28 protein-coding genes are annotated in these 22,248 nt (G+C 71.6%); 12 read left to right on the forward strand and 16 right to left on the reverse strand.

The window, feature by feature from the left end; genetic code table 11:
* Positions 1-10 precede the first annotated feature (10 nt).
* Positions 11-592 (reverse strand): Uma2 family endonuclease, encoded by a 582-nt coding sequence (locus AB0G10_RS01500; RefSeq protein ID WP_360914807.1) that lies wholly within the window; start codon positions 590-592, stop codon positions 11-13.
* A 99-nt stretch (positions 593-691) separates the two neighbouring features.
* Between AB0G10_RS01500 and AB0G10_RS01505 the strand changes: the two genes are divergently transcribed.
* Positions 692-1,300, forward strand: a complete 609-nt coding sequence (locus tag AB0G10_RS01505) for a phosphoesterase PA-phosphatase (protein WP_360914810.1) — start codon at positions 692-694, stop codon at positions 1,298-1,300.
* Here AB0G10_RS01505 and AB0G10_RS01510 read toward each other — a convergent pair.
* Positions 1,289-1,879: a TetR family transcriptional regulator C-terminal domain-containing protein gene (locus tag AB0G10_RS01510; protein ID WP_360914813.1), complete on the reverse strand. Its 591-nt coding sequence runs from the start codon at positions 1,877-1,879 to the stop codon at positions 1,289-1,291. The genes AB0G10_RS01505 and AB0G10_RS01510 overlap by 12 nt on opposite strands.
* Before the next feature lie 44 nt (positions 1,880-1,923).
* On the opposite strand from AB0G10_RS01510, the gene AB0G10_RS01515 reads away from it, so the two are divergent.
* Complete coding sequence (locus AB0G10_RS01515; protein WP_360914816.1) at positions 1,924-2,376, forward strand: GNAT family N-acetyltransferase; 453 nt, start codon at positions 1,924-1,926, stop codon at positions 2,374-2,376.
* On the opposite strand, the gene AB0G10_RS01520 is transcribed toward AB0G10_RS01515, so the two are convergent.
* Positions 2,358-2,825 carry a MarR family transcriptional regulator gene (locus AB0G10_RS01520; RefSeq protein WP_360914819.1) on the reverse strand — a complete coding sequence of 156 codons (468 nt, stop codon included), beginning with the start codon at positions 2,823-2,825 and terminating at the stop codon, positions 2,358-2,360. The two genes, AB0G10_RS01515 and AB0G10_RS01520, sit on opposite strands and share 19 nt — an antisense overlap.
* A 200-nt stretch (positions 2,826-3,025) precedes the next feature.
* On the opposite strand from AB0G10_RS01520, the gene AB0G10_RS01525 reads away from it, so the two are divergent.
* The 3 genes from AB0G10_RS01525 to AB0G10_RS01535 all read left to right on the forward strand — a co-directional run bounded on the left by AB0G10_RS01525 (position 3,026) and on the right by AB0G10_RS01535 (position 5,559).
* Positions 3,026-3,943: a G5 domain-containing protein gene (locus tag AB0G10_RS01525; protein ID WP_360914822.1), complete on the forward strand. Its 918-nt coding sequence runs from the start codon at positions 3,026-3,028 to the stop codon at positions 3,941-3,943.
* A 45-nt stretch (positions 3,944-3,988) separates the two neighbouring features.
* Positions 3,989-4,822, forward strand: a complete 834-nt coding sequence (locus AB0G10_RS01530) for a nucleotidyltransferase domain-containing protein (RefSeq protein ID WP_360914825.1) — start codon at positions 3,989-3,991, stop codon at positions 4,820-4,822.
* A gap of 62 nt (positions 4,823-4,884) precedes the next feature.
* Positions 4,885-5,559, forward strand: coding sequence for a peptidase E (locus tag AB0G10_RS01535; protein ID WP_360917916.1), 675 nt, complete (start codon positions 4,885-4,887; stop codon positions 5,557-5,559).
* 95 nt (positions 5,560-5,654) lie between these two features.
* On the opposite strand, the gene AB0G10_RS01540 is transcribed toward AB0G10_RS01535, so the two are convergent.
* Positions 5,655-5,819 carry a hypothetical protein gene (locus tag AB0G10_RS01540; protein ID WP_360914828.1) on the reverse strand — a complete coding sequence of 55 codons (165 nt, stop codon included), beginning with the start codon at positions 5,817-5,819 and terminating at the stop codon, positions 5,655-5,657.
* A gap of 201 nt (positions 5,820-6,020) precedes the next feature.
* On the opposite strand from AB0G10_RS01540, the gene AB0G10_RS01545 reads away from it, so the two are divergent.
* Positions 6,021-6,917, forward strand: a complete 897-nt coding sequence (locus AB0G10_RS01545; RefSeq protein ID WP_360914831.1) for a hypothetical protein — start codon at positions 6,021-6,023, stop codon at positions 6,915-6,917.
* A gap of 6 nt (positions 6,918-6,923) precedes the next feature.
* On the opposite strand, the gene AB0G10_RS01550 is transcribed toward AB0G10_RS01545, so the two are convergent.
* Entirely contained in the window at positions 6,924-7,286 is a 363-nt protein-coding gene (locus AB0G10_RS01550; protein WP_360914834.1) for a PH domain-containing protein, read from the reverse strand.
* Positions 7,287-7,309: 23 nt separating this feature from the next.
* Positions 7,310-7,621: a pterin dehydratase gene (locus AB0G10_RS01555; RefSeq protein WP_360917917.1), complete on the reverse strand. Its 312-nt coding sequence runs from the start codon at positions 7,619-7,621 to the stop codon at positions 7,310-7,312.
* Between the two features lie 185 nt (positions 7,622-7,806).
* Here AB0G10_RS01555 and AB0G10_RS01560 point away from each other — a divergent pair, with 185 nt between their 5' ends.
* Entirely contained in the window at positions 7,807-8,229 is a 423-nt protein-coding gene (locus AB0G10_RS01560; protein WP_360914837.1) for a (deoxy)nucleoside triphosphate pyrophosphohydrolase, read from the forward strand.
* On the opposite strand, the gene AB0G10_RS01565 is transcribed toward AB0G10_RS01560, so the two are convergent.
* Positions 8,218-9,759 carry a long-chain fatty acid--CoA ligase gene (locus tag AB0G10_RS01565; protein ID WP_360914840.1) on the reverse strand — a complete coding sequence of 514 codons (1,542 nt, stop codon included), beginning with the start codon at positions 9,757-9,759 and terminating at the stop codon, positions 8,218-8,220. The genes AB0G10_RS01560 and AB0G10_RS01565 overlap by 12 nt on opposite strands.
* Before the next feature lie 117 nt (positions 9,760-9,876).
* Here AB0G10_RS01565 and AB0G10_RS01570 point away from each other — a divergent pair, with 117 nt between their 5' ends.
* From AB0G10_RS01570 to AB0G10_RS01590, 5 genes are all read left to right on the forward strand, one after another.
* Positions 9,877-10,509, forward strand: a complete 633-nt coding sequence (locus AB0G10_RS01570; protein WP_360914843.1) for a TetR/AcrR family transcriptional regulator — start codon at positions 9,877-9,879, stop codon at positions 10,507-10,509.
* Positions 10,506-11,915, forward strand: a complete 1,410-nt coding sequence (locus tag AB0G10_RS01575; protein WP_360914846.1) for an aldehyde dehydrogenase family protein — start codon at positions 10,506-10,508, stop codon at positions 11,913-11,915. Before AB0G10_RS01570 ends, AB0G10_RS01575 begins: the two co-directional genes overlap by 4 nt.
* Positions 11,912-13,000, forward strand: coding sequence for an alcohol dehydrogenase catalytic domain-containing protein (locus AB0G10_RS01580; RefSeq protein ID WP_360914849.1), 1,089 nt, complete (start codon positions 11,912-11,914; stop codon positions 12,998-13,000). The genes AB0G10_RS01575 and AB0G10_RS01580 overlap by 4 nt, the downstream gene beginning before the upstream one ends.
* 97 nt (positions 13,001-13,097) lie before the next feature.
* Entirely contained in the window at positions 13,098-13,343 is a 246-nt protein-coding gene (locus AB0G10_RS01585) for a hypothetical protein (RefSeq protein WP_360914852.1), read from the forward strand.
* On the forward strand, positions 13,343-13,897 hold the full coding sequence (locus AB0G10_RS01590; RefSeq protein WP_360914855.1) for a DUF6886 family protein: 555 nt from the start codon (positions 13,343-13,345) through the stop codon (positions 13,895-13,897). The genes AB0G10_RS01585 and AB0G10_RS01590 overlap by 1 nt, the downstream gene beginning before the upstream one ends.
* Positions 13,898-13,943: 46 nt before the next feature.
* Here the strand turns inward: AB0G10_RS01590 and AB0G10_RS01595 are convergent, their stop codons facing one another.
* Genes AB0G10_RS01595 through AB0G10_RS01635 form a run of 9 tightly spaced genes read right to left on the reverse strand, consistent with a single transcriptional unit; the run spans position 13,944 to position 22,185 of the window.
* Entirely contained in the window at positions 13,944-14,525 is a 582-nt protein-coding gene (locus AB0G10_RS01595; protein ID WP_360914858.1) for a TetR/AcrR family transcriptional regulator, read from the reverse strand.
* On the reverse strand, positions 14,522-15,724 hold the full coding sequence (locus AB0G10_RS01600; protein ID WP_360914861.1) for an acyl-CoA dehydrogenase family protein: 1,203 nt from the start codon (positions 15,722-15,724) through the stop codon (positions 14,522-14,524). Before AB0G10_RS01600 ends, AB0G10_RS01595 begins: the two co-directional genes overlap by 4 nt.
* A gap of 5 nt (positions 15,725-15,729) precedes the next feature.
* A complete protein-coding gene (locus AB0G10_RS01605; protein WP_360914864.1) occupies positions 15,730-16,710 on the reverse strand; it encodes a phosphotransferase family protein in 981 nt (326 codons plus the stop codon).
* Positions 16,707-17,480 carry an SDR family oxidoreductase gene (locus AB0G10_RS01610; protein ID WP_360914867.1) on the reverse strand — a complete coding sequence of 258 codons (774 nt, stop codon included), beginning with the start codon at positions 17,478-17,480 and terminating at the stop codon, positions 16,707-16,709. Before AB0G10_RS01610 ends, AB0G10_RS01605 begins: the two co-directional genes overlap by 4 nt.
* A complete protein-coding gene (locus AB0G10_RS01615; protein ID WP_360914870.1) occupies positions 17,477-18,223 on the reverse strand; it encodes an SDR family oxidoreductase in 747 nt (248 codons plus the stop codon). Before AB0G10_RS01615 ends, AB0G10_RS01610 begins: the two co-directional genes overlap by 4 nt.
* Before the next feature lie 45 nt (positions 18,224-18,268).
* The gene (locus AB0G10_RS01620; protein WP_360914873.1) at positions 18,269-19,534 is read right to left on the reverse strand and encodes an ABC transporter substrate-binding protein; all 1,266 of its coding nucleotides are present in this window, start codon (positions 19,532-19,534) and stop codon (positions 18,269-18,271) included.
* Positions 19,531-20,565: a branched-chain amino acid ABC transporter permease gene (locus AB0G10_RS01625; RefSeq protein WP_360914875.1), complete on the reverse strand. Its 1,035-nt coding sequence runs from the start codon at positions 20,563-20,565 to the stop codon at positions 19,531-19,533. Before AB0G10_RS01625 ends, AB0G10_RS01620 begins: the two co-directional genes overlap by 4 nt.
* A gap of 22 nt (positions 20,566-20,587) precedes the next feature.
* Complete coding sequence (locus AB0G10_RS01630; RefSeq protein ID WP_360914878.1) at positions 20,588-21,466, reverse strand: branched-chain amino acid ABC transporter permease; 879 nt, start codon at positions 21,464-21,466, stop codon at positions 20,588-20,590.
* The gene (locus tag AB0G10_RS01635; protein ID WP_360914881.1) at positions 21,466-22,185 is read right to left on the reverse strand and encodes an ABC transporter ATP-binding protein; all 720 of its coding nucleotides are present in this window, start codon (positions 22,183-22,185) and stop codon (positions 21,466-21,468) included. Before AB0G10_RS01635 ends, AB0G10_RS01630 begins: the two co-directional genes overlap by 1 nt.
* Positions 22,186-22,248 lie beyond the last annotated feature (63 nt).

The raw sequence follows: 22,248 nt of genomic DNA on the forward strand, positions 1-22,248 counted from the left end.
CGGGCCCGGCCTATTCCTTGCGGCCGGGCACCAACCCGTCGAGGTCGAGTTCGATGGCGAACGGCTCGGAGGCACTCAACGTGTGCCGGTGGATCGCGGCCGGCGCGTATGACCGGGTCGGCCCGTCGAGCCCGTAGGTGTGCACGACCGGCGCGCCGTCCTCGTCCTCGACCCGCCAGTAGTGCGCGATCCCGGCCTCCGCGTATTTGCGCAGCTTGACCGTCCGGTCGCGATGCGCCGACTCCGCCGAGACCACCTCACCCACCAGAAGCACCCGATCCGGCGTGAAGAAGGTGAGGTCGAGCGAGTACGGCTCGGCGACGATCAGAAAATCCGGCTCCGGGCGGTTCCGCTCGTCGAGCCGGATGGTGATCTCGCGCTCGACTCCGATGCCGATAGGAGCCTCTTGCCTCAGCACGTTGACCATCGCGCTGACGAGGCGGGAGTGCCAGGCCTGCTGCGGGAACATCCTGAAGACGAGCGTGCCATCGAAGAGCTCGGTGTGACGCGGCGCTTCGGGAAGGTGGTCGAGATCGTCCGCGAACCAGCCCTCCGGGCGAGGTGGCCGCATCCACTCGGGCACCGCAGTCATGCCGCCACCGTAACACCGACACCCTGCGCCTACTCGTCGTCGGAACCGGGGAAACGGCGGGTGGGTTGGGATGATGGGGCCGTGCTCAATGCTGGTGCTGTGGTCGTCGATGAGGGAGTGCGGGACGACGCGCTGACCCGGCTCGCCCGGGTGGTGTCGGAGGTGCTCGCGCCCGCCGTGCTGGTCGCCGTGCTGCTGCTCGTCGTGGGGTGGCATGCCGGGGACGCGCCCGGGGTGTCGCGGTGGTGGGGGCTGCCGGGGGCGCTGTTCGCCGCGGTGATTCCGCTCGGGTATGTGCTGCACGGTGTCCGCCGGGGGCGGCTCACGAACCATCACATTCCGGAGCGGGCTGATCGGCGGGTTCCGCTTCTCTTCGGTACGGCGTCGCTGGTCGCCGGGCTGCTGCTGCTCGTCGTGCTCGGGGCGCCCCAGGAGGTGCTCGCCCTGCTCGGTGCGGGCGGGTGCGGGCTGGCGGTGTTCGCGCTGGTCACGCACTGGTGGAAGATGTCGATCCACGCCGGGGTGGCGGCCGGGACGGTGGCGGCGCTCACCGCGGTGTACGGGGCGGTGGCGCTGCTCGGCGTCCCGTTCGTGCTGCTCGGATGTTGGGCGAGGGTCCGCCTCACCGCGCACACCCCGGCGCAGGTCGTCGTCGGCGCGCTGGTGGGCGCACTGATCGCGGGAACGGTCTTCCCCCTAATGCGATAGGGAGAACGCCGCCAGCGCCGCATCCACCATGGACATCTGCGCTGAGGGCGGGTACGCCTCCGGGTCGGCCGCGGCGTAGGCGGCCATGCCCTCGGTCATCGAGATGAGGGCCAGTGCCGCCGAGGCGACGCGATCGGCCGGCCAGTCCGGGGCGGCGTCGCCGATCAGCCGGGACACCCGGGCGCGCCACGCGGCGTTGTTGCGCCGGTGCTCCTCGATGAGTTCGGGATCGGTCACCGCGGCGGCCAGGAAACCCATCCAGACGAGCGCCTCCTGCCGGTTCCGCTCGTCCAGCGCCATGCCCTGCAGCAGGACCGCGCGCAGCGCCTCCCGGGGGCCGGGCGCCGCCTCCTCCAGCGCCGACACCCGTTCGCGGGTGGTCTCGTGCAGCAGCCGGCGGGCGTGCAGGAGCAGCGCCCGGCGGTTCGGGAAGCGGTGCATGACGAGGCCCGTCGTGCAGCCCGCAGCGGCCGCCACGGCCCGGACCGTCAACCGCTCCAGGCCCTGCTCGGCGAGGACGCTCCAGACCGCCGCCGAGAGCATCGAGGCCTGCGCCGACCGGTCAGCTGATCGTGACATGGATCGCCCTCCCCGTTTCCGTAACGACTGTTACCGTAACAAGCGTGACGGTGACTATCGAGGTGCGGGACTGGAACGACGCCGACGGCGTGGCGCTGCGGGCGGCGCAGCGGGCCGAGCTGGACGAGCGCTATGGCACCGGGGATCACGAGCCCGGCACGCCGCCGTCGGCCGCCGACATCGATCTCTTCCTGGTGGCGACGGCCGGCGGGCGCGCGGTCGGCTGTGGCGCCCTGCGGCGGCTCGACGAGGGCAGTGCCGAGGTGAAACGGATGTACGTCCGCCCCGAGTCCCGCGGCTCCGGCGTGTCCACGGCGATCCTCCGGGCGCTCGAGGCGGCCGCCGCCGAGCGCGGCTGGACCACGATCCGGCTGGAGACCGGGCCGGCCCAGCCGGACGCGATGCGGTTCTACGAGCGCGAGGGATACCGGGAGATCCCGCTGTTCGGCGCGTACGCGGGGTCGGACCTGTCGGTCTGTTACGAGAGGTCGCTGTGATCGGCGGCCATCGCTGAGAACGCGGCGGCCAGCCGGTCGAGGTCGAGCCCGTCGAGGTGGTCGAAGATGTGCCGCCGGACGCTCGCGAGGTGGGTCGGCCACGCCTCGCGCAGCCGGGCCAGGCCCGCGTCGGTGAGCACCGCGTTGGCGCCGCGCGCGTCCTCCTGGCAGCGGATCCGCCGCAGGTGGCCGAGGGATTCGAGCTTGCCGGCGAGCCGGGTCATGCCGCTCAGCGACATGTCGCACGCGGTGGCGAGCGTGCTCATCCGCAGCATCCGGTCGGGCGCCTCGGAGAGGTGGCGCAGCACCGAGTACTCGCTCGCCGACATGCGCTGCTCGCGCTCCAGGTCGGCGTCGAGCGCACGCGGCATCACCATGAGAAACCGGCCCAGGGCGCGCATCACCGCCTCTTCCCGCGGGGTCAGCGGGGCAGGCGCGCCGTCGTCCATGACTTCGATCGTACGGCGGGAGTCCGCCGGGACGGCCTGTCGACTTTCCGGCTCGCCAGGGACAACGCGCCACGGTGGACGCGGGGCGCGGCCGTCCCCCTTTGGGGGACATTAGGGTGATTTGCCTGCGAGCTATGAAGAGTCACAATGCTTCGGTGCAAAACCAGACAACTAGTGACTCTCTTCAGCAACTGCTCGAAATGCCACGAAAGTCTTGGTGGGCTCGACTGCCGTTCGGCGTCCGGATGACCGCGGGCACGACCGCGCTGCTCGTGCTCGTCGGCGGCGGGGTGGCGGGGGTGACCACCCTGGCCCGGGACGACGCGTCGACCGTCGCGTCGGCGGCGGATCCGGCCGCCGAGCCGGACCCCGGCCTGGCCCGGCTCGAGGAGAGCCCGGAGGTGGTGAGCCGCGCCGCGGCCGCCGCCGAGCCGTTGCCGAAGCGGCACACGCCCGCACCGCCGCGCCCACCCGCGACCGCGGCCGACCAGCTCGGCCGGGCCCGGGTCGACGACGAGCGCGCCGACCGGACCGGGCCGCGTCCCAGCCGGGCCGCCGGCGAGGCGACCGCCGAGCGGACGGCGCCGCACCGCGCCGCCACGCCGGGCGGGTCCGCGAAGGACCGGGCGCCGGCGACCCAGGCCCAGCCGGTCGTCACGACGCGGACCGACGTGGAGACCCGGGAGATCCCGTACGACACCCAGGTGATCCGCGACCCGTCGCTGCCGCGCGGCACCCGCAAGATCGAGTCGCCGGGCGCGTCCGGCGAGGAGACGCTGCGCTACCTCGTGACGCTGACCAACGGCAAGCAGACCGCACGCATCCTGATCGGCAGCGAGGTGACCCGCGCGCCGGAGCCGCGGATCGTCGTGTTCGGGGCGCGCCGCAAGTGGGACCGCGACTGCGAGGGCGCGCTGCGCGTCTGCGTGCCGCTGGGCCGGTCCGCGGTCTGCCCGGAGGCGGAGGCGCCGGCCGGTGCCGGGCAGGGCGACCCGGACAGGCCCGGTGCGGAGCCGGTCCGGGAGGAGGGGCTGCGGGCCATCCTCACCGTGGAGGAGCTCGCGCTCCTCGACCCGATCGACCGGGTACGCCTGGAGCCCGCGAGCGTGTGTCGCTGACCACCGGTGATTGCGCCGCCGGGCCGGGGAGATCACCGTAGGGGAATGGCGCTGACCGATACCGAGCTGACCGGGATCGCCACCCGGCTGGCCGCCGTTCCCGGGGTGTTCGGTGTGGTGCTGGGCGGCAGCCGGGCCCGCGGCGAGCACACCCCGGACTCCGACACCGACCTCGGCGTCTACTACCGGGCGCCGCTGGACACCGGGCGGCTCCGCGAGCTGGCCGTCGAGATCGCCGGGCCGGGCGCCTCGGTGACCGAGCCGGGCGGGTGGGGGCCGTGGGTCGACGGCGGCGGCTGGCTCAGCGTCGGCGGCCACCCGGTCGACTGGATCTACCGCGACCTGGACCGGGTGCGCCGGTGCTGGGACGAGGCGGAGCAGGGCCGGTACGCGTTCCACAGCCAGGCCGGCCATCCGCTCGGCGTGACCGGTTTCTCGTACCCCGGCGAATTGGCCCTGGGCCGCATCCTCAGTGACCCGGCCGGTGAGCTCGCGGCCCTCCAAGGCCGCGTCCGGATCTATCCGCGCGCGCTGTCGGAATCGCTGGTGGCCGGACTCTGGGAGGCCGACTTCCTGATCGGGCTGGCCCGCAAGGCGGTGTCCCGCGGCGACAGCGCGTACGTCTCGGGGTGCCTGTTCCGGCTGGCCGGCGTGTGCGCGCACGCCCTGCACGGCGCGGCCGGACGCTGGCTGATCAACGAGAAGGGCGCGGTCGCGGCGGCGGGCGCGCTGCCCGGGGCGCCGGAGCGGTTCCCGGCCCGGGTGGACGCGGCGTTCGCGGCGGTCAGCGGCGACCCGGCGCATCTGAGCCTGGCGATCGACATCGCCGCGGACATCGTGCTGGAGACCGCCGACGCGTGCGCCATGATGTTGCGGTGACAGCCGACGTTCCCACCATCCTGGCCACCAGCGCGTTCTTCCGGCGCGGCAGCCACGGCCCGCTGAGCCTGCGCCCGGGCCCCACCCACTACCTCGCCGCGGAGCTGGCGAACGCCCGCAAGGCGCCGAAGATCTGCGTGCTCACCCAGGCGCTCGGCGACCCCGAGGCGCGGATCGGCGCGTTCTACGCGGCGTTCGCCGGGACCGAGTTCACCATGTCGCACCTGCAGCTGTTCCCGATGCCGAACGTCGACGACATCCGGGCGCACATCATGGCCCAGGACGTCGTCTGGGTGGACGGCGGCAGCGTGGCGAACCTCTGCGCGGTCTGGCGGGTGCACGGCCTCGACGAGATCCTGTACGAGGCGTGGCAGGCCGGCATCGTGATGAGCGGGGTGTCGGCCGGGTCGATCTGCTGGCATCAGGGCGGCACCACGGACAGCTACGGCCTCGAGCTGCGCGGGTTCACCGAGGGGCTGGGCTGGCTGCCGTACAGCAACGGCGTGCACTACGACGCGGAGGAGCAGCGCCGGCCGAAGATGCACGAGCTGATCGGCGCCGGGACGCTCGGCGACGGGTACGCGACCGACGACGGCGCCTCGCTGGTCTACCGCGGCATCACGCTCGACGAGGTGGTGGCCGACCGGGAGGGTCCGCTCGGGTACGAGCTGAAGCGTGCCGAGGACGGCTCGGTCGTCGAGACCGCCCTGCCGACCCGGGTTCTGTCGCTAGCCTGAGAACGCTGATCCACGAGCCCGATCGAGGAGTGCGATGTCCGTGCGTGGCGGAGAAGGCGGCAGCTACCGCTGACGGGTCCGCCACGGCCGGAGGCTCAGTACAGCGCGGCCGTGGCGAGACCCACCAGCAGCGCCGAGAGCAGCAGCGCCACCGCGAAGATCGCACCACTGCCGAACCGCGCCGGCGCCGGGCCGAGGTCGTGGCCGATCAGCTCGGCGCGGTATCTCCGGGTCAGCGGTCGCGGGAGATGGGTCATCATCGGTGATCGCCTCCGGGGTAGGGGTCGGGCAATCCCCGGTAGCATGCGGCGGCCCGGACCCGGCAGCAATGGCTACCTGTCGGTAACTGCCCTGGGTGGCCGGACTGGCATGTCCTGCTCGTCCGAACGTATGTCCCGAATCGGTCTAGTCACTCTTTATAGGGATTTGTCGGTTCGGGACTGTTCGCCACCATTGATGTGATGGCAGAGACGTCGACGTATCAGACGTTGTTCAGGGGCACCCTGAATGTCTCCATCGTGCTCATCGGGCTGGCGTCCGGGGTGGCCCAGCTCGCCGGCATCCCGGCCCCGGCCGCGCAGTGGGTCCTCACCGCGATCTTCTTCGCCAGCCTCCTCTACTTCGTGGTGCGGCTCTGGCAGCTCGGATTCGTCGTCAAAATCCGGGAACTGCGCGCCGACCTGCTCCGGTCGACCCGGGCGCTCGCCCTCCAGGAAGCCGTGCACCAGCGCTACCTCGACGCGATCCGGCGGATCAGCGACCGGGAGAAGCCGCTCTTCTCGGAGACCCTCGAGGTGCTCGTGACGGTCGGCGCCGACGACGACAGCGACCGCATCGTCGAGAAGCGGGTCACCACGCCGGAGCCGCTGGTCACCCATAGGACCGTGCGGCCGATCGTGCCGACCGGCACCGACCGGCCGGCGCTGCTCGACGAGATCTCGTTCCGGGCGGTCCGCCCGGCGGCCGGCACCATCACGACGCTGCCGCTGGAGCAGACCCGGCTGCTGCGGGTCTGGCTGATCTTCGACCCGGCGATGACGACGCGGACCGAGTGGCAGGTCGAGTACCGGCCGCGCGGGCTGTGGCGGCCGCTGCGCGAGCGCGGCTGGGATCAGCTGGCCTGGGACGACCGGCTTCCGGCGGCGAGCGGCGCGCCGTCGGCGTTCACCCGGTTCGTGGTGACGTTCTCCTTCCCGGAGAGCGATCAGCCCCCGAGTGTCAAGGAGCGGCAAGGGTACGGGCGGACGGCCGAGCCGGCCCGTGACCACCGTGGCCGGTGGGAGGTGGTGTGGCGGGACGAGGAGCCCGCCGGCCGCCGCTACGTCTGGGATCTCACGCAGGCGGTCAGCGGGCGGTGACCGCTCCTACGAGCAGCGGCTCAGGATGAGGTTGTGCACCCGGTGGGACTTGTCCGAGCCCCGGAACTCGATCTCGTACGTGTGGGTGCCCACCGTGATCGCGATGGTGCCCGAGGAGAAGAACTGGCCGGCCCAGCTCTTGTTGCTGATCACGCTGACGCTGCTGACCTTGGAGTACGGGATGCTGGTGATCGCGAAGCGCTTCCCGACGTAGGACCGGTCCTGGATGATGATCCGGCGGTCGGTCAGGCCGATGAACCCGGTGCCCGCCCCGATCGCGTCGTAGACGGCGATGACCTGCTCGCCCTCGAGGAGGCCGCTCTGGATCTGCTCGAACTGGCTCTTGTTGTCGTACACCACGTCGCTCATGGGCGCAGGGTATCGCCGCCGATCTACGGCCTCTGCACCACCGTGCGGTAGAAATCTTCGATACGCGCTGCTAGCGTTACCTCACCATCCGTGATGGCCGTCCCGTCGGAGGAACCGAGGCAGATCTGAGTGTGACCGTCGACCCGCCGGATGCTGGGCCGGATCGCGAGGGTGTCCGCCGCCACCTTGATCCGCTCGGTCAATGCGGCATGCTGACTGTCGTCACACGGAAGATCGCGGCGGAGCTGCACTCCGTCGCGGGTCCATCCGCCCAGTAGCGCGATGGCGTCGTTCAGATAGTCGGCGCCGTTGCTCCGGCGTCGTCGGGACCGCATCAGCCGCACCCCCCTCAGCGTCGTTGCCGGCTTGTGGCCGAACTGTCGCCGTGTCGTCATGGTCGGTGTCCCACAGTTTCGTCTTTTGGGACACCCGTGTCCACGCCCACATATCCGTGTTTGCGTGACGATCAGGGCACCATCGGGCAACCTGATCGGTGAACTTTTGTGCGATCTTTGTATCCATGCCGCCGGAACCGTACGTCAGGACCTCGATGTCACCCAGGGTGATCGTAGCGGCGGTGATCATCGCCGACGGCCGGGTGCTCGCCTGCCAGCGCAGCGCGCCTCCGGAAGCGGCGGGCAAATGGGAGTTCCCGGGCGGCAAGGTGGAGCCGGGGGAGACCGAGGAGGCGGCGCTCGCCCGGGAGTGCGCCGAGGAGCTCGGCGTGCGGGTGAAGGTCGGCGACCGGGTGGGCCCGGACGTGCCGCTGGCCCACGGCCGCGCCGTGCTCCGGGTCTACGCCGCCGACCTCGTCGAGGGGGACGTCCCGGAGGCGCTGGAGCACACCTCCATGCGCTGGCTGGCCGTGGACCAGTTGGACAGCGTGGTGTGGCTGCCCGCCGACAAGCCGATCGTCGCCGAGCTGCCCTCCCTACTGGTCTGAGTACTGCTTGCGCAGCTCCCGCTTGAGCACCTTCATGCTCGGGCCGAGCGGGAGCGACTCGGCGAACCGGATCTGCCGGGGGTACTTGTGCTTGCCGAGGCGCTCCTTCGACCACTCGACCAGCTCGTCGGCGGTGAGGCGCTTGTCCTCGAGCACCACCACGGCGCAGATCTCCTCGCCGAGCGTGGCGTCCGGCACCCCGATCACCGCGACCTGCTGGATGGCCGGGTGCCGGGCCAGCACCTCCTCGACCTCGCGCGGGTAGACGTTGAACCCGCCGCGGATCACCAGGTCCTTGGTCCGGTCGACGATCCGGATGAAGCCGTCGGAGTCCCTGGCGCCCAGGTCGCCGGTGCGGAACCAGCCGTCGACGAGCGCCTCGGCGGTGGCCTCCGGCCGGTTCAGGTAGCCGGCGAAGACGTTGTGGCCGCGGATCACGATCTCGCCGAGCTCGCCGTCCGGCACGAACTCGATGCGCTCCGGGATCTCCGGGCGGGCGATCTCGACGTCGACGCCCCAGATCGGGTGCCCGACCGTGCCCGGCCTGGCGCCGAAGATCGGCTGGTTCGTGGTGGCGGTCGGGGACGTCTCGGAGAGCCCGTACCCCTCCCAGATCGGTGAGCCGAACGCCTCGGCGAACTTCTCCAGCACCGCGACCGGCAGCGACGCGCCGCCGGACACGCAGAGCTTCAGCTTCGGCAGCCGCTCGGCCTTCGGCGCCGCCTCGAGCAGGCCGATGTACATGGTCGGCACGCCGTGGAAGATCGTCACGTTCTCCCGGAGCATCAGCTCGATCGCGGCCTCGCCGGAGAACCGGGGCAGCAGCACGAGCGTGCCGCCGAGCCGGAAGGTCGCGTTCATGCCGACCGTCTGGCCGAACGTGTGGAACAGCGGCAGGCAGCCGAGCACCACGTCGTCGCCGGTGAGCGGGTGCACGTCGAAGACGTTGACGGCCGCGTTCATCACCAGGTTGAGGTGGGTGAGCAGGGCGCCCTTCGGCTTGCCGGTGGTGCCGCTGGTGTAGAGGATCACCGCGACGTCCTCGGCCTCGGTCGTCTCGTACGTGACCAGCGGCTCGACGCCCGCGGCGATCTCCTCGAGCCGGGGCGGCGTGGCCGGCAGGTCGGCCGGCAGCGGGCCCACGTTGACCAGCCGGGTGCCGGTGGCCTGCGCCGCCGCCGCGCCGGCCTGCAGGAACGCCGAGTGGGTGACCAGCAGGTTCGCCTGGCTGTCGGTCAGCACGTAGCCGACCTCCTCCGGCGTGAGCAGCAGCGAGACCGGCACGATCCGGGCGCCGACCGACAGGGCCGCGTAGTACACCCGGGGGAAGTCGGCGACGTTCGGGATCATCACGGCGACCGTGTCGCCCCGCTGGACGCCGAGCTCGCGGAGCCCGGCCGCGTACGCCCGGGTCTGCCGCCAGAGTTCGCGGTAGGTGATCCGGTCACCGCCGGCGTCGACGATCGCCACCTTCTCGGGGTGGCGGCGTGCGGCCTCGGCGAGCACGGTCGCCAGGGACAGCGTCGTCATGCGGAACTCCTTCGGCATCGCGAGTGATGTGCGTCGCAGTTCCGCCTAAACTAGCGGTGTAAGTTTTTACACGTCCAGTGCTGAATCCGTAATTCATTCGTTTCTCAGGGAGTTCCCATGGCCCGGCCCCGGCAGGCGCTGCTCACCCGGGAGCGCATCGTCGAGGCGGCGTCCGCGCTGATCGACGCGGAGGGCCTCGACGCGCTCTCGATGCGGCGGCTCGCGACCGAGCTGGGCGTGCAGGGCCCGTCGCTCTACAACCACTTCGCCACCAAGGCCGAGATCGTCGACGCGGTGGCCGACGCGGTCGTCGCGCAGGTCGACATCGACGTGTTCGGCAGCGGCGACTGGCGCGAGGCGCTGCGGCTCTGGGCGAAGTCGTACCACGCGGTGCTCACCGCGCATCCGAACATCGTGCCGGTGCTGGCCACCGGCCCGGGGCGGCGGCCGGCCGGCCTCGCCATGGCCGAGGCGGTCTACGGCGCGCTGATCGAGGCGGGCTGGTCCCGGGCCCGGGCCACCCACATCGGCGCGCTGATGCGCTACCTGATCACCGGTTCCGCGCTCGGCTCGTTCGCGCTCGGCTTCGAGGCCGACCCCGACCTCTACGACGAGCGCTATCCACATCTGCACCGCGCCCACGAGCTCGCGGCCCACCGTGCCGCGGTCGACGAGGGCGCCTTCGAACTGGGGCTGGACCTGTTGATCGCCGGCCTGACCGATCGCTACGACCAGGGGGTACGCCGATGACGTCGGTATTCCGTGATCAGCTCTACATCGGCGGCCAGTGGGTGCCGCCGGACTCCGCCGAGCGGATCGAGGTGGAGAACCCGTACACCGAGGAGGTCTTCGGGCACGTCCCGGCCGGCACCGCCGAGGACGTGAATCTCGCGGTCTCCGCGGCCCGCCGGGCGTTCGACGGCTGGGCCGGCACGCCCGCCGCCGAGCGGGGCGCGGCGCTCGGCCGCCTGCATCAGGCGCTCGCGGCGCGCGCCGACACGATCGCCGAGACGGTGGGCCGCGAGCTGGGGACCCCCCTCAAGGTCGCGAAGGCGGTGCAGGCCGGGCTGCCCCTCACGGTCCTTTCCGGGTACGCCGAACTCGCCGGGCGCGAGCCGACCCCCGAGACGATCGGGAACTCGCTCGTGGTGCACGAGCCGGCCGGCGTGGTCGGCGCGATCACCCCGTGGAACTACCCGCTGCACCAGGTCGTCGCGAAGGTCGGCGCGGCCCTCGCGGCCGGCTGCACGGTGGTCCTCAAGCCGAGCGAGCTGACGCCGCTGGTGGCCTGCCTGCTGGCCGACGCCGTGCACGAGGCCGGCCTGCCGCCGGGCGTGTTCAACCTGGTCACCGGCACCGGTCCGGTGGTCGGCGCGGCCATCGCCGGGCACCCCGACGTCGACCTGGTCTCGTTCACCGGCTCCACGGCGACCGGCCGGGCCATCGCGCACGCGGCCGCCGACCGGATCGCCCGGGTCTCGCTGGAGCTCGGCGGCAAGTCCGCCAACGTGATCCTCGAGGACGCCGACGTGGTCAAGGCCGTGAAGGTCGGCGTCGGCAACGCGTTCCTCAACTCCGGGCAGACCTGCACGGCGTGGACCCGGATGCTGGTGCACCGCAGCTACTACGACGAGGCCGTGGAGCTGGCCGCCAAGACCGCCGCCGGCTACACCGTGGGCGACCCGTTCGACCCGGCCACCCGGCTCGGCCCGCTGGTCTCGGCCGGGCAGCGCGAGCGGGTCCGCGGATTCGTCGAACGGGCTGGCGCCCGCCTGGTGGCCGGTGGTCTCGACGCGCCGCTGCCGGCGACCGGGCACTTCGTGGCGCCGACCGTCTTCGCCGACGTCGACCCGGCGAGCGAGCTGGCCCAGGAGGAGGTCTTCGGACCGGTCCTGTCGATCATCCCGTTCGGCGACGACGACGAGGCCGTGGCGATCGCCAACGACTCGAAGTACGGCCTGGCTGGCGGGGTCTGGGGCTCCGACGAGCGGGCCCTGGCCGTGGCGCGGCGGATCCGCACCGGCGCCGTCGACGTGAACGGCGGCTCGTTCAACCCGTTCGCGCCGTTCGGCGGTTACAAGCAGTCCGGCTTCGGCCGGGAGCTGGGCGCGTACGGCCTGGCGGAATTCCAGCAGGTGAAGGCCATTCAGCGATGACCCACTACATGTCCGGCCTCGTGGTCCGCGCCGAGGGCGTCCCGGCCGAGATCGCCGAGCTGCGGCTCCCCGAGATCGGCCCCGGCCAGGTGCGGGTCCGTATCCGCGCGGCCGGCGTCTGCCACTCCGACCTCTCGATGATCAACGGCACGCTCCGGCCGCCGCACCCGCTCGTGCTCGGCCACGAGGCGGCCGGCGAGGTCGTCGAGGTGGGTGCGCACGTCACCCGGGCCGCGGTCGGCGACCACGTGGTGCTGAACTGGCAGCCGGCCTGCCGCAACTGCTGGCACTGCGACAACGGCGAGCCGTGGCTCTGCTCCACCTCGCACGGCGTGGCGGCCCTGGAGAACGGCCTCACCCTGGACGGCGCGCCGGTCCACGTGACGCTCGGCGTCGGCGCGTTCGCCGAACAGGTCGTGGTCCCGGAGAACGCCGTCATCGCCGTACCCCCGCAGTTGTCCTTCGATCTGGCGGCGCTGCTCGGATGCGCGGTGCTGACCGGGACCGGCGCGATCCGCCACACCGCACGGGTCAAGCCGGGCGAATCGGTGCTGGTCATCGGCCTCGGCGGGGTCGGCCTCTCGGCGGTCGCGGCAGCCCGCGCGGCCGGCGCGGCCCAGGTCATCGCGGTCGACGTCAACGAGTCGAAGAAGGGCCTCGCCGAGGCGGCCGGCGCGACCGACTTCGTGGTGTCGTCCGACAACCTGTCGAAGGACATCCGCTCCCGCACCGACCGCCAGGGCGCCGACCACGCCATCGAGTGCGTCGGCCGGGCCGCCACGATCCGCGCGGCCTGGCGGGCCACCCGCACCGGAGGCCAGGTCACGGTCGTCGGCATGGGGGCGGCCGACGACATGGTCCAGCTCAGCGCCCTGGAGATCTTCAGCTCGGCCCGGGTGCTGCGCGCGTCCGTCTACGGCCAGGCCGACACCGACGTCGAGGTGCCGGCCCTGGCCCGCGAGATCCTCTCCGGCAACCTGGACCTGGGCTTCCTGGTCACCGACCGGATCACCCTGGCCGACGTCCCGTCCGCCTTCGACCGCATGTCCCGGGGCGAGGGCGCCCGCTCGGTCGTCATCCTCTAGCGCGGGCGCGGGGCGGGAGAAGCCGGCACGGCCCCTCCCGCCCCGCGCCGGTGGCTATCCTGGGGAGGCCGATCCGTCGCGCCCGGTGGAGGTCGCCATGAGCCAGCCCGAACCGCTCATCTCCGGCTATCCGGCCCGGCCGCAGACCACGCGACGGCTCGTCGAACCGTTGGCTGCTCGGCTGATCGGACGCCGGCCGCTGAGAAGCCGTCCTCGCCCCATGAACGACATGTGGATCGCGGCCTGTCGCCTGACCTACGACCTGCCCCTGGCGACCCTGAATCTTAGGGATTACCAGGATTTTCGGGAGCATCACGGTCTGCGGATCCTGGGCACCACCTGATGCGGCCGGTGGCGGGGGAGGTTCTGCACTTCTCGGAGGATCCGGGGATCACCCGGTTCGTGCCGCATGTGGCGGCCACCGCTCAGCAGCCCGAGGCGTACGTCTGGGCGGTCGATCACGAGCAGGCGCCCAGCTACTGGTTTCCGCGGCAGTGTCCGCGGGCGATGGCGTGGGTGGGCGGCGAGACGACGGCCGCCGATCGGGAGCGGATCGTCGGGGCCGGGTGCGGGGAGCGGGTGCACGCCGTCGAGTTCGGGTGGCTGGCGGCGATGCGGACCACGCGGCTGTATGCGTACCGGCTCCCCGCCGGGCCGTTCCGCCCGTTCGGGGAGCCGTATCCGCACGCCATGGTGGCCGTCGAGACGGTGGTGCCGCTCGGGCCGCCGGAACCGGTCGGTGACCTCGTGGACCTGCACGCCGCGGCCGGGATTCAGCTGCGGCTGCTCGGCGACCTGTGGCCGTTCTGGGACGAGGTCGTCGCGAGCTCGCTGCGCTTCAGCGGCATCCGGCTGCGCAACGCCCGGCCCAGAACGGCTGCGCAACGCGCGGCCTAGACCGGCTGCGCAACGCGCGGCCTAGACCGGCGGCGCCACGCCCGGCCTAGGCCGGCGTCAACAGGGCGCTGACGCTGCGCTGCAGGGCGGCCCGGGAGTCGTCCACCGACATCTCCATGACGTCCCGCCACGTCGCCCAGGTCGGCCACTGGCTGATCGACGTGAGGGCGTTCAGCAGTTCCTCGTCCTGACCGATCTCGGTCGCGAACGTGGTGGTCAGCTCGTCGCGGACGCGCGCGACGTGCAGCCTGCGGTAGTGCTGCAGGCCGGCCGAGAAGGGCTCCTTCAGCGCCGAGGCGCGGGCCGCCGGACCGATCTCCTCCAGCAGCCGCGCCCGCTGCTCGCAGTACGCCGCGATCCGCTCGCCGAGCGGCAGGTCGGCCCGGATCGGCCGGTACGAGGTGTCGCGCTGCTCCAGCACCCGCTGACCGCTCGCGGTCATCAGGGCCTCCATATCGGCGAAGTGGCTCCACAGTGCCCGCAGCGACACCCCGGCCAGCTTGGCGATCCGGTCCGCGGTGGGACGCAGATCGCCCTCGCCGATCAGGCGGAGATGGGCGTCGACGATCGCGTTGCGGGTCCTCTCGGACCGGGCGGTACGACCGTCGACGCGGGGCGGTGTCGTCACGAACCACTCCGGTAGCGCTTCAGCTCGCGGTGCGCCAGTGATCGCTTGTGGACCTCGTCCGGGCCGTCGGCGAGGCGCAGCGTGCGGGCGGACACCCAGAGCGCGGCGAGCGGCGTGTCCTGGCTGGTGCCGGCCGCGCCGTACGTCTGGATCGCCTTGTCCACGATCCACTCCACAGCCGACGGCACCACGATCTTGATGGCCTGGATCTCGGTGTGCGCGCCCCTGTTGCCGACCGTGTCCATGAGCCAGGCGGCCTTGAGGACGAGCAGCCGGGCCTGCTCGATGCGGACCCGGGACTCGGCGATCCAGTCCTGGATGACGCCCTGCTCGGCGAGGGGCTTGCCGAACGGGGTGCGGGTCAGCGCCCGGGTGCACATCAGCTCGAGGGCGCGCTCGGCCATGCCGATGAGCCGCATGCAGTGGTGGATGCGTCCCGGGCCGAGGCGGGCCTGCGAGATGGCGAAACCGCCGCCCTCCTCGCCGATCAGGTTCGTGGCCGGCACCCGGACGTTCTCGAAGAGAATCTCGGCGTGCCCGCCGTGGTCGCCGTCGGCGTAGCCGAAGACCGTCATGCCGCGCTTCACGGTGAGGCCCGGGGTGTCCCGGGGCACCAGGATCTGGCTCTGCTGCACGTGCCGCGGCGCGTCCGGGTCGGTCTTGCCCATCACGATGAAGATCCGGCAGTTCGGGTTCATCGCGCCGGTGATGTAGAACTTGCGGCCGTTGATGACGTACTCGTCGCCGTCCCGCTCGATCCGGGTGCCGATGTTGGTGGCGTCCGAGGAGGCGACCTGCGGCTCGGTCATCGCGAACGCCGACCGGATCTCGCCGGCCAGCAGCGGCTTCAGCCACTTCTCCTGCTGCTCGGGGGTGCCGAACTCGGCGAGCACCTCCATGTTGCCGGTGTCCGGCGCGGCGCAGTTCAGCGCGGCCGGGGCGATCGCCGGGCTGCGGCCGGTGATCTCGGCGAGCGGCGCGTACTGAAGGTTGGTCAGGCCGGCGCCGTGCTCGCCCGGGAGGAAGAGGTTCCAGAGGCCGGCCTCCTTGGCGGCGGCTTGCAGAGAGGAGAGGATCGCCGGCGGTTCCCAGCCGCCGTCGGCGTGGAAGGAGCCTTCGGCGGGGTAAACGTGCTCATCCATGAAGGCGAGCAGCCGCTTGCGGTAGTCCTCGGTCTTCGCGTCGAACTCGAAGTCCATGGGGTTCAGTGTCCTTCCAGCGCTCGGTGGCCCTGCTCGATCAGTGCGGGCACCATCGCGCCGACGGTGTCGAAACCGGCGCCGACGGTCTGCCCCTGGGTGTAGCGGTAGTGCACGCCCTCGAGGATGACGGCGAGCTTGAACGCGGCGAAGCCGACGTACCAGTGCAGGTCGCCGACGTCCCGGCCGCTGCGCTCGGCGTACCGGGCGGCCATCGCGTCGAGCGACGGGTGCCCGGGCAGGTCGATCGGCGCGACCGGCGTGCCGTCCCGGACGAGCAGCGGGCGCCCGGCGTAGACCAGCATCAGGGCGAGGTCGCTCAGCGGGTCGCCCAGCGTGGACATCTCCCAGTCGAGGACGGCCTTGACCTCGAGCGAGGAGCCGATCAGCACGTTGTCGAGGCGGTAGTCGCCGTGCACGACCGCGCCGGGCCCGCCGGCCGGGATGTCGGTGGCGAGCCGGGCGTGCAGCTCCTCGATGCCGGAGAGCTCCCGGCTGCGGGACGCGTCGAGCTGCTTCTTCCAGCGGCGGACCTGGCGCTCGTTGAAGCCCTCGGGCTTGCCGAAGTCGCCGAGCCCGATCGCAACCGGATCCAGGGCGTGCAGGTCAGCAAGGGTGTCGACGAGCCGAAGCGTCAACTCTCCGAGATCCACGCGCTCCAACGAGGAGGCGTCTCGATAGATCTGTCCGTCGACGTGCTCCATGAGATAGAACGGGGCACCGATGACCGAGACATCCGTGCACAGCCGGACCGGCTCGGGCACCGGGAATCCCGCCGCGGACAGCGCGGCCAGCACCTTGTGCTCCCGCTCCATGTCGTGAGCGGTCGGCAGCACGTGTCCCAGGGGCGGGCGACGCAGCACCCACCGGTGGGTCCCGTCGGTGACGGCGTAGGTCAGGTTCGACCGCCCGCCGGCGAACATCGTCGCGGTCAGGGGCGGGCTGTCCAGATAGGCCTGGAGGGCGTCCAGGTCGAGCCCCTTCACCGGGCGGCCTCGAATCCACGCTGCATCTTGTTCATGCCACCCAGCCAACGGTCCGGATCGCTCGCGCGCAAGCGGTAGTAGTCGGCGACCTCGGGATGCGGGAGGATCAGGAACTCGCCGCCGTCCAGCGACGCGGCCACCCGGTCGGCCACCGCCTCGGGCGCGAGCGCGCCCTCGGCCAGGAGTGCGGCGCTGCCGCTGCCCGCGTCGTTGCCGCGGGTCAGCATGTCGGTGCGCACGCCCTGCGGGCAGAGCGCCTGCACGATGAGACCCCGATGCGCGTACGTGGCGCGCAGCCACTCGGCGTACGCGAGCGCGGCGTGCTTCGTCACCGAGTAGGTGGCGCTGCCGAGCAGGGTCAGCAGGCCGGCCGCGCTCACCGTGACGAGCAGGCGCTTCGGGGTGTCGCCGTCGAGCCAGCGGGGGAGCAGCGCCCGGGTCACGTAGACGTGCGACATCACGTTGACCCCGAAGTCGCGCTGCCACTGCGCGTCCGGGGTGGTCTCGTCGCCGGAGGAGAGGACGCCGGCGTTGGAGCAGAACAGGTCGATCCCGCCGAGCTCGGCGAACGCCGTGCCGACCAGGGCGCGGACGTCCTGCTCGCTGGCCGCGTCGCCGGGCACGGCGATCCCGCCGATCTCCGCGGCGACCGTGCGGGCGGCGTCCGGGTCGAGGTCGTTCACCACGACCGTGGCCCCGTCCGCCGCGAACCTGCGGGCCAGGGCGGCGCCGATGCCGCCGCCCGCGCCGGTGACGACGACCCGCTTCACTGCACGCTCCCGGTGAGGGTGACCCCTCCGTCGAGGACGATGGTCTGCCCGGTGATCCAGGAGGCGTCCGCCGAGCAGAGGAACGCCACGGTGCCGGCCACGTCGTCGGTGTTCCCGAGCCTGCCCAGGGGGTACGTGGCCGCCACCTCCGCCTCGCGTCCCTCGTAGAGCGCGGTGGCGAACCGGGTCTTCACGACGGCCGGTGCGACCGCGTTGACCCGGATCTTCGGCGCCAGCTCGACGGCGAGCTCCTCGGTGAGGTGGATGAGCGCCGCCTTCGTGGTGCCGTAGAACGCGATGCCCGGCGCCGGGCGCACGCCGGAGACCGACGAGATGTTGACGATCGAGCCGCCCGACTCGGCGAGGCCGCCGCGCAGCGCCTCCTGCACCCAGCCGAGCGTGCCGATCAGGTTGACCTCGGCCATCTTGCGGGCGGCGCCGAGGTCGAGCTTCGCGAGCGGCCCGTACGCCGGGTTGATCCCGATGTTGTTGATCAGCGTGGTGACCGGCCCGAACCGGGCGGTGACCGCGTCGACCACGGCGGCCCGGTGCTCCGGGTCGTCGCCCTTGCCGGCCACGCCGATCGCCACGTCGGCCCCGCCGAGCTCCTTCACGGCGGCCGCGAGCGCGTCGGCGTCCCGGCCGGTCACGGCCACCTTCGCCCCCTGTGAGACGAAGCGTTGCGCGATGGCCAACCCGATTCCCCGGCTGGCTCCGGTCACGATCGCTACCTGGTCGGCCATCGCTCACTCCTCAAGAATTCAGTATTTGCAGACAGGGTGCAGATATTACGCGGCCGGGACGCCGTTGGAAGGCGGTGTCACGGCCTGGGCGGTGTGCGGGGTGACCGCGCCGTCGGCGTCGTCGGTGGTGTACGCCGTCCCGAAGAAGACGGCCTTGCCACTTTCGATCTTCGTGAGCTGCGTTCCCCCGTACCCGGAATGATCGGTGGCCGAGAAGCGCAGCGGAACCAGAGCCGGGCCCTGGAAGCCGTTCTTCTTGACCGCCTCGACGATGCCGTCGCGGGTCAGGTCCTTGCCGGCCGCCTGGAGCGACTGGACGAACAGGTACGCCACCGACATGCCGTAGACGACGTTGTTGTCGAACTCGGCGTTGTTGTTGTACTCGGTGTTGACCTTCTTGAAGAGCTGGATCCACGGGTTCGCGTCGTCGCTGCTCAGCGGCAGGTAGTTGGCCGCCACGACGCCCTCGAGCAGCGGTGCGGCGGCGCCCAGGGCCTTGCTCACGGTGTCCGGGTCGGCGCCCACGTTGCTCACCACGAACTGCGGCTTGAAGCCGATCTTCGCGGCCGTCCCGATGGAGAGCGCGGTGAACCCGGGGATGGTCGCCAGCACCACGACCTCGCAGCCGGCCGCCTTGAACTGGCCCATCTGCGGGCCGACGTTCGGGTTGCTGGTCACGTAGCTGCCCTTGGACGCGACGGCGCCGACGACCTTCTCCAGGCCGACCAGGGCGTCCCGGCCGAAGTCGTCGTCCTGGCCGAGGAAGCAGACCTTCTTGCCGGCCTGCTGCTCCTTCACGTACGTGCCGAGGATCTTGCCCTCGACCGTGTAGTCCGGGTTGAAGCCGAACGTGCCCGGATACTTGTCGGGCTGGTTCCAGCTGCGGCTGCCGCTCGCCACGAACAGGTCGGGCACCCGGTTGGTCTTGAGGAAGTCCAGCACGCCGGTGTGCGTCGGGGTGCCGAGGCCGTTGATGATCGCGAAGACCTTGTCCTGCAGCACCAGCTCCCGCACCACCTGCTGGGTGGTCGCCGGGTTGTAGCCGTCGTCCTTGACCTTGTACGTGATCTTCCGGCCGTGCACGCCGCCGTTCGCGTTGACGAAGTCGAAGTACGCCTTCGTCGCCGGCGAGATGCTCGCGTACCCGGCGGCGGCCGGCCCGGTGAGCGGCTGGTGGCTGCCGACCACGACCTCGGTGTCGGTCACGCCCGGCACGTCGGCGCCGCCGCTGCCACTGCCCCCGCCGTCGTCGCTGCAGCCCGCGGCCAGTAGAACAGCGGCGGCGACGAACATCGTCGCGATGCGTTTCATCGAACCCTCCTGAATCTGCGGATGAAGGTGAAGCGGATGGAAGCGAGGCCGCCCGGGGCGGCGAGCATGACGACGATGAGCACCACGCCGAAGACGACCAGGGCGAGGTTGCCCTCGAGACGGTGCGATCCGGTCTGCTCGGCGATCGACTGCGCGAACGCCGGCAGGGCGACCAGCAGGACGGCGCCCCAGAGCGCGCCGAACAGGCTGCCCAGGCCGCCGATCACGATCGCCATGACCAGGAAGAGGGAGAGGGTCAGCGGGAACGCGCCGGGCGAGACGCTCTGCGCCAGCAGCGCGAACAGGCTGCCGGCAAGCCCGGCGCAGACCGCGCTCACCACGAACGCGAGGACCTGAGTCCGGGCGATGTTGACGCCGGCCAGCTTCGCGGCGGTCTCGTCGTCGCGGACCGCGCGCAGCCGCCTGCCGAACCGGCCCCGGACGAGCGTCGCCAGCACCAGAACGGTGATCAGCGCGCCGGCCCAGCAGAGCCACACCTGCCAGCGCTCCATCGGGATGGTGCCGGGCGGCGGGTCGAGGACCACCGACAGGCCCTGGTCGCTGTTGAAGACCTCGTCGAACGTGCTGGTCACCGACGGGACCACGATCGCGACGGCGAGGGTGAGGCCGGCCAGGTAGGGCCCGCGCAGCCGGGCCGCCGCGAGCCCGATCACCGCGCCGGCCGCGGTGGTCACCGCGATCGCCACGACGAAGCTGACCGGCATGCTCAGCCACTTGTTCTGGGCCAGCGCGAACGCGTAGGCGCCGGTCGCCATGAGCGCGCCGTGCCCGAGGCTGAGCTGGCCGTTGAGTCCGGTGAGGACGGTCAGCCCGGCGGTCACGCAGAGATAGGCGCCGACCGTCGCGAGCTGGTAGTTCCGGAACGGCGGCAGCGTGTAGCTGAGGATCAGGATCACGACCGCGCCGGCCAGGACGATCAGGAGCGGAGCGAGGCGGCTTCCGCCTCTGCGTTTCGGCACGCTCTTCTCCGGTACGTCGTGAGCGGCCGTCTTCTGCTTCATGTCCGTCATGCCACCCTCGCCTTCGAGTCCGTCATGCCACCCTCGCCTTCGAGCTGGAGAACAGTCCGCCCGGCCGGCCGAGGAGCACCACCACGAGCAGCAGCAGGACGGCCATCGGGGCGACGGTCGGCTCCACGTAGCCGCTCACGTAGGAGAGCAGGAGCCCGACGATCAGCCCGCCGGTGACCGCGCCGATCGGGCTGTCCAGGCCGCCGACGACCGCCGCCGTGAACGCGGAGATGAAGACGACGTCCATGGCGGTCGGGTGCAGGCCCAGCTCGGTCGGGACGACGAGCATCCCGGCCAGCGAGCCCACGGCGGCGGCCAGCGCCCAGCCGAGCGTGAGCATGCCGCCGACCGAGACGCCGAGCAGCCGGGAGACGTCCGGCGCGAACGCGGCGGCCCGCATCCGCAGTCCTACGGCCGTACGCGTGAAGAGGAGCGTGAGCGCGACGACCACCGCGCCCACCGCGGCGAACACGAACAGGTCGTACCGGGAGAGCAGGGCGACGTCGCCGATCTGGAAGGCGTCCCGGCTGAACGGCGTCTCGACCGGCTGGAACTCGTTGCCGTAGATCATCCCGAGCACGCCCTGGATCACCAGGACCAGGCCGAGCGCCACGACCACGCCGTTGAGCGGCGACGAGTGGTCGACGAACCGCATCACCACCCGCTCGACGACGACGCCGAGGATCAGGCCGGCCACCAGTGCCGTGACGAATCCGAGCCAGTACGACCCGGTCGCGTTGGTGACCGAGTAGCCGGCGTAGACGGCCGCGACCGCCATGGCGCCCTGCGCGAAGTTGACGATCCGGGCGGCCCGCCAGATCAGCACGAGGGCCAGCGCGAACGCCGCGTAGACCGCGCCCCGGCTCAACCCGTCGAAGGTCAGATAGACGAATTGGCTCATCAGAACCCCAGGTAGGCGTGACGGAGATCGGCGTCGTCGCGCAACGCCGACGCCCGGTTGCGGGTGACCACCCGGCCGAGGGCGAGCACCACGCCCTCGTCGGCGATGGAGAGCGCGCTACGGACGTTCTGCTCGACGAGGAGGACGGCGAGGCCGGTCCTCTTCTGCAGATCCCGCAGGAGCGCCATGATCTGCGCGGTGATCTTCGGGGCGAGCCCGAGCGACGGCTCGTCGAGCAGCAGCAGCCGCGGCCGGCCGATCAGCGCGCGGCCCAGCGCCAGCATCTGCCGCTCACCGCCGGAGAGCTGGTGCCCGGCGAAGGCACGTCGTTGTGCCAGCGCCGGGAACAGCTCGTACACCTCGTCGAGGGCACGTTTCGCGTCGGCCTGGTCGCGCCGCCACAGGCCGCCGAGCCGCAGGTTCTCGTCGACGGTGAGCTCGGTGACCACGCCACGCCCCTCCGGGACGTGCGCGATCCCGCGCCGGACCATCTGCTCCACCTTGGTGCTCCGGAGATCGGCGCCGTCGAAGACGACGCTGCCGCGGCTGCTGCGGACCAGGCCGGAGAGGGTGCGCAGGAGCGTCGTCTTGCCGGCTCCGTTCGCGCCGAGGACGGCGACGATCTCTCCCGGTTGGACGGTGAGGTTCACGTCGTGCAGGACGGGTGCGGCGCCGTACCCGGCGGTGAGCCCCTCGACCTGCAGCAGTGGGCTGGTCATGCCGTGCGGCACCTCCGGTCTTTTCACGAAATTTCGGGTATGGCGGAGCAGGCCCGTGCCGTA

Source organism: Actinoplanes sp. NPDC023714, from assembly GCF_040639855.1.
Taxonomy (GTDB): Bacteria; Actinomycetota; Actinomycetes; order Mycobacteriales; family Micromonosporaceae; genus Actinoplanes.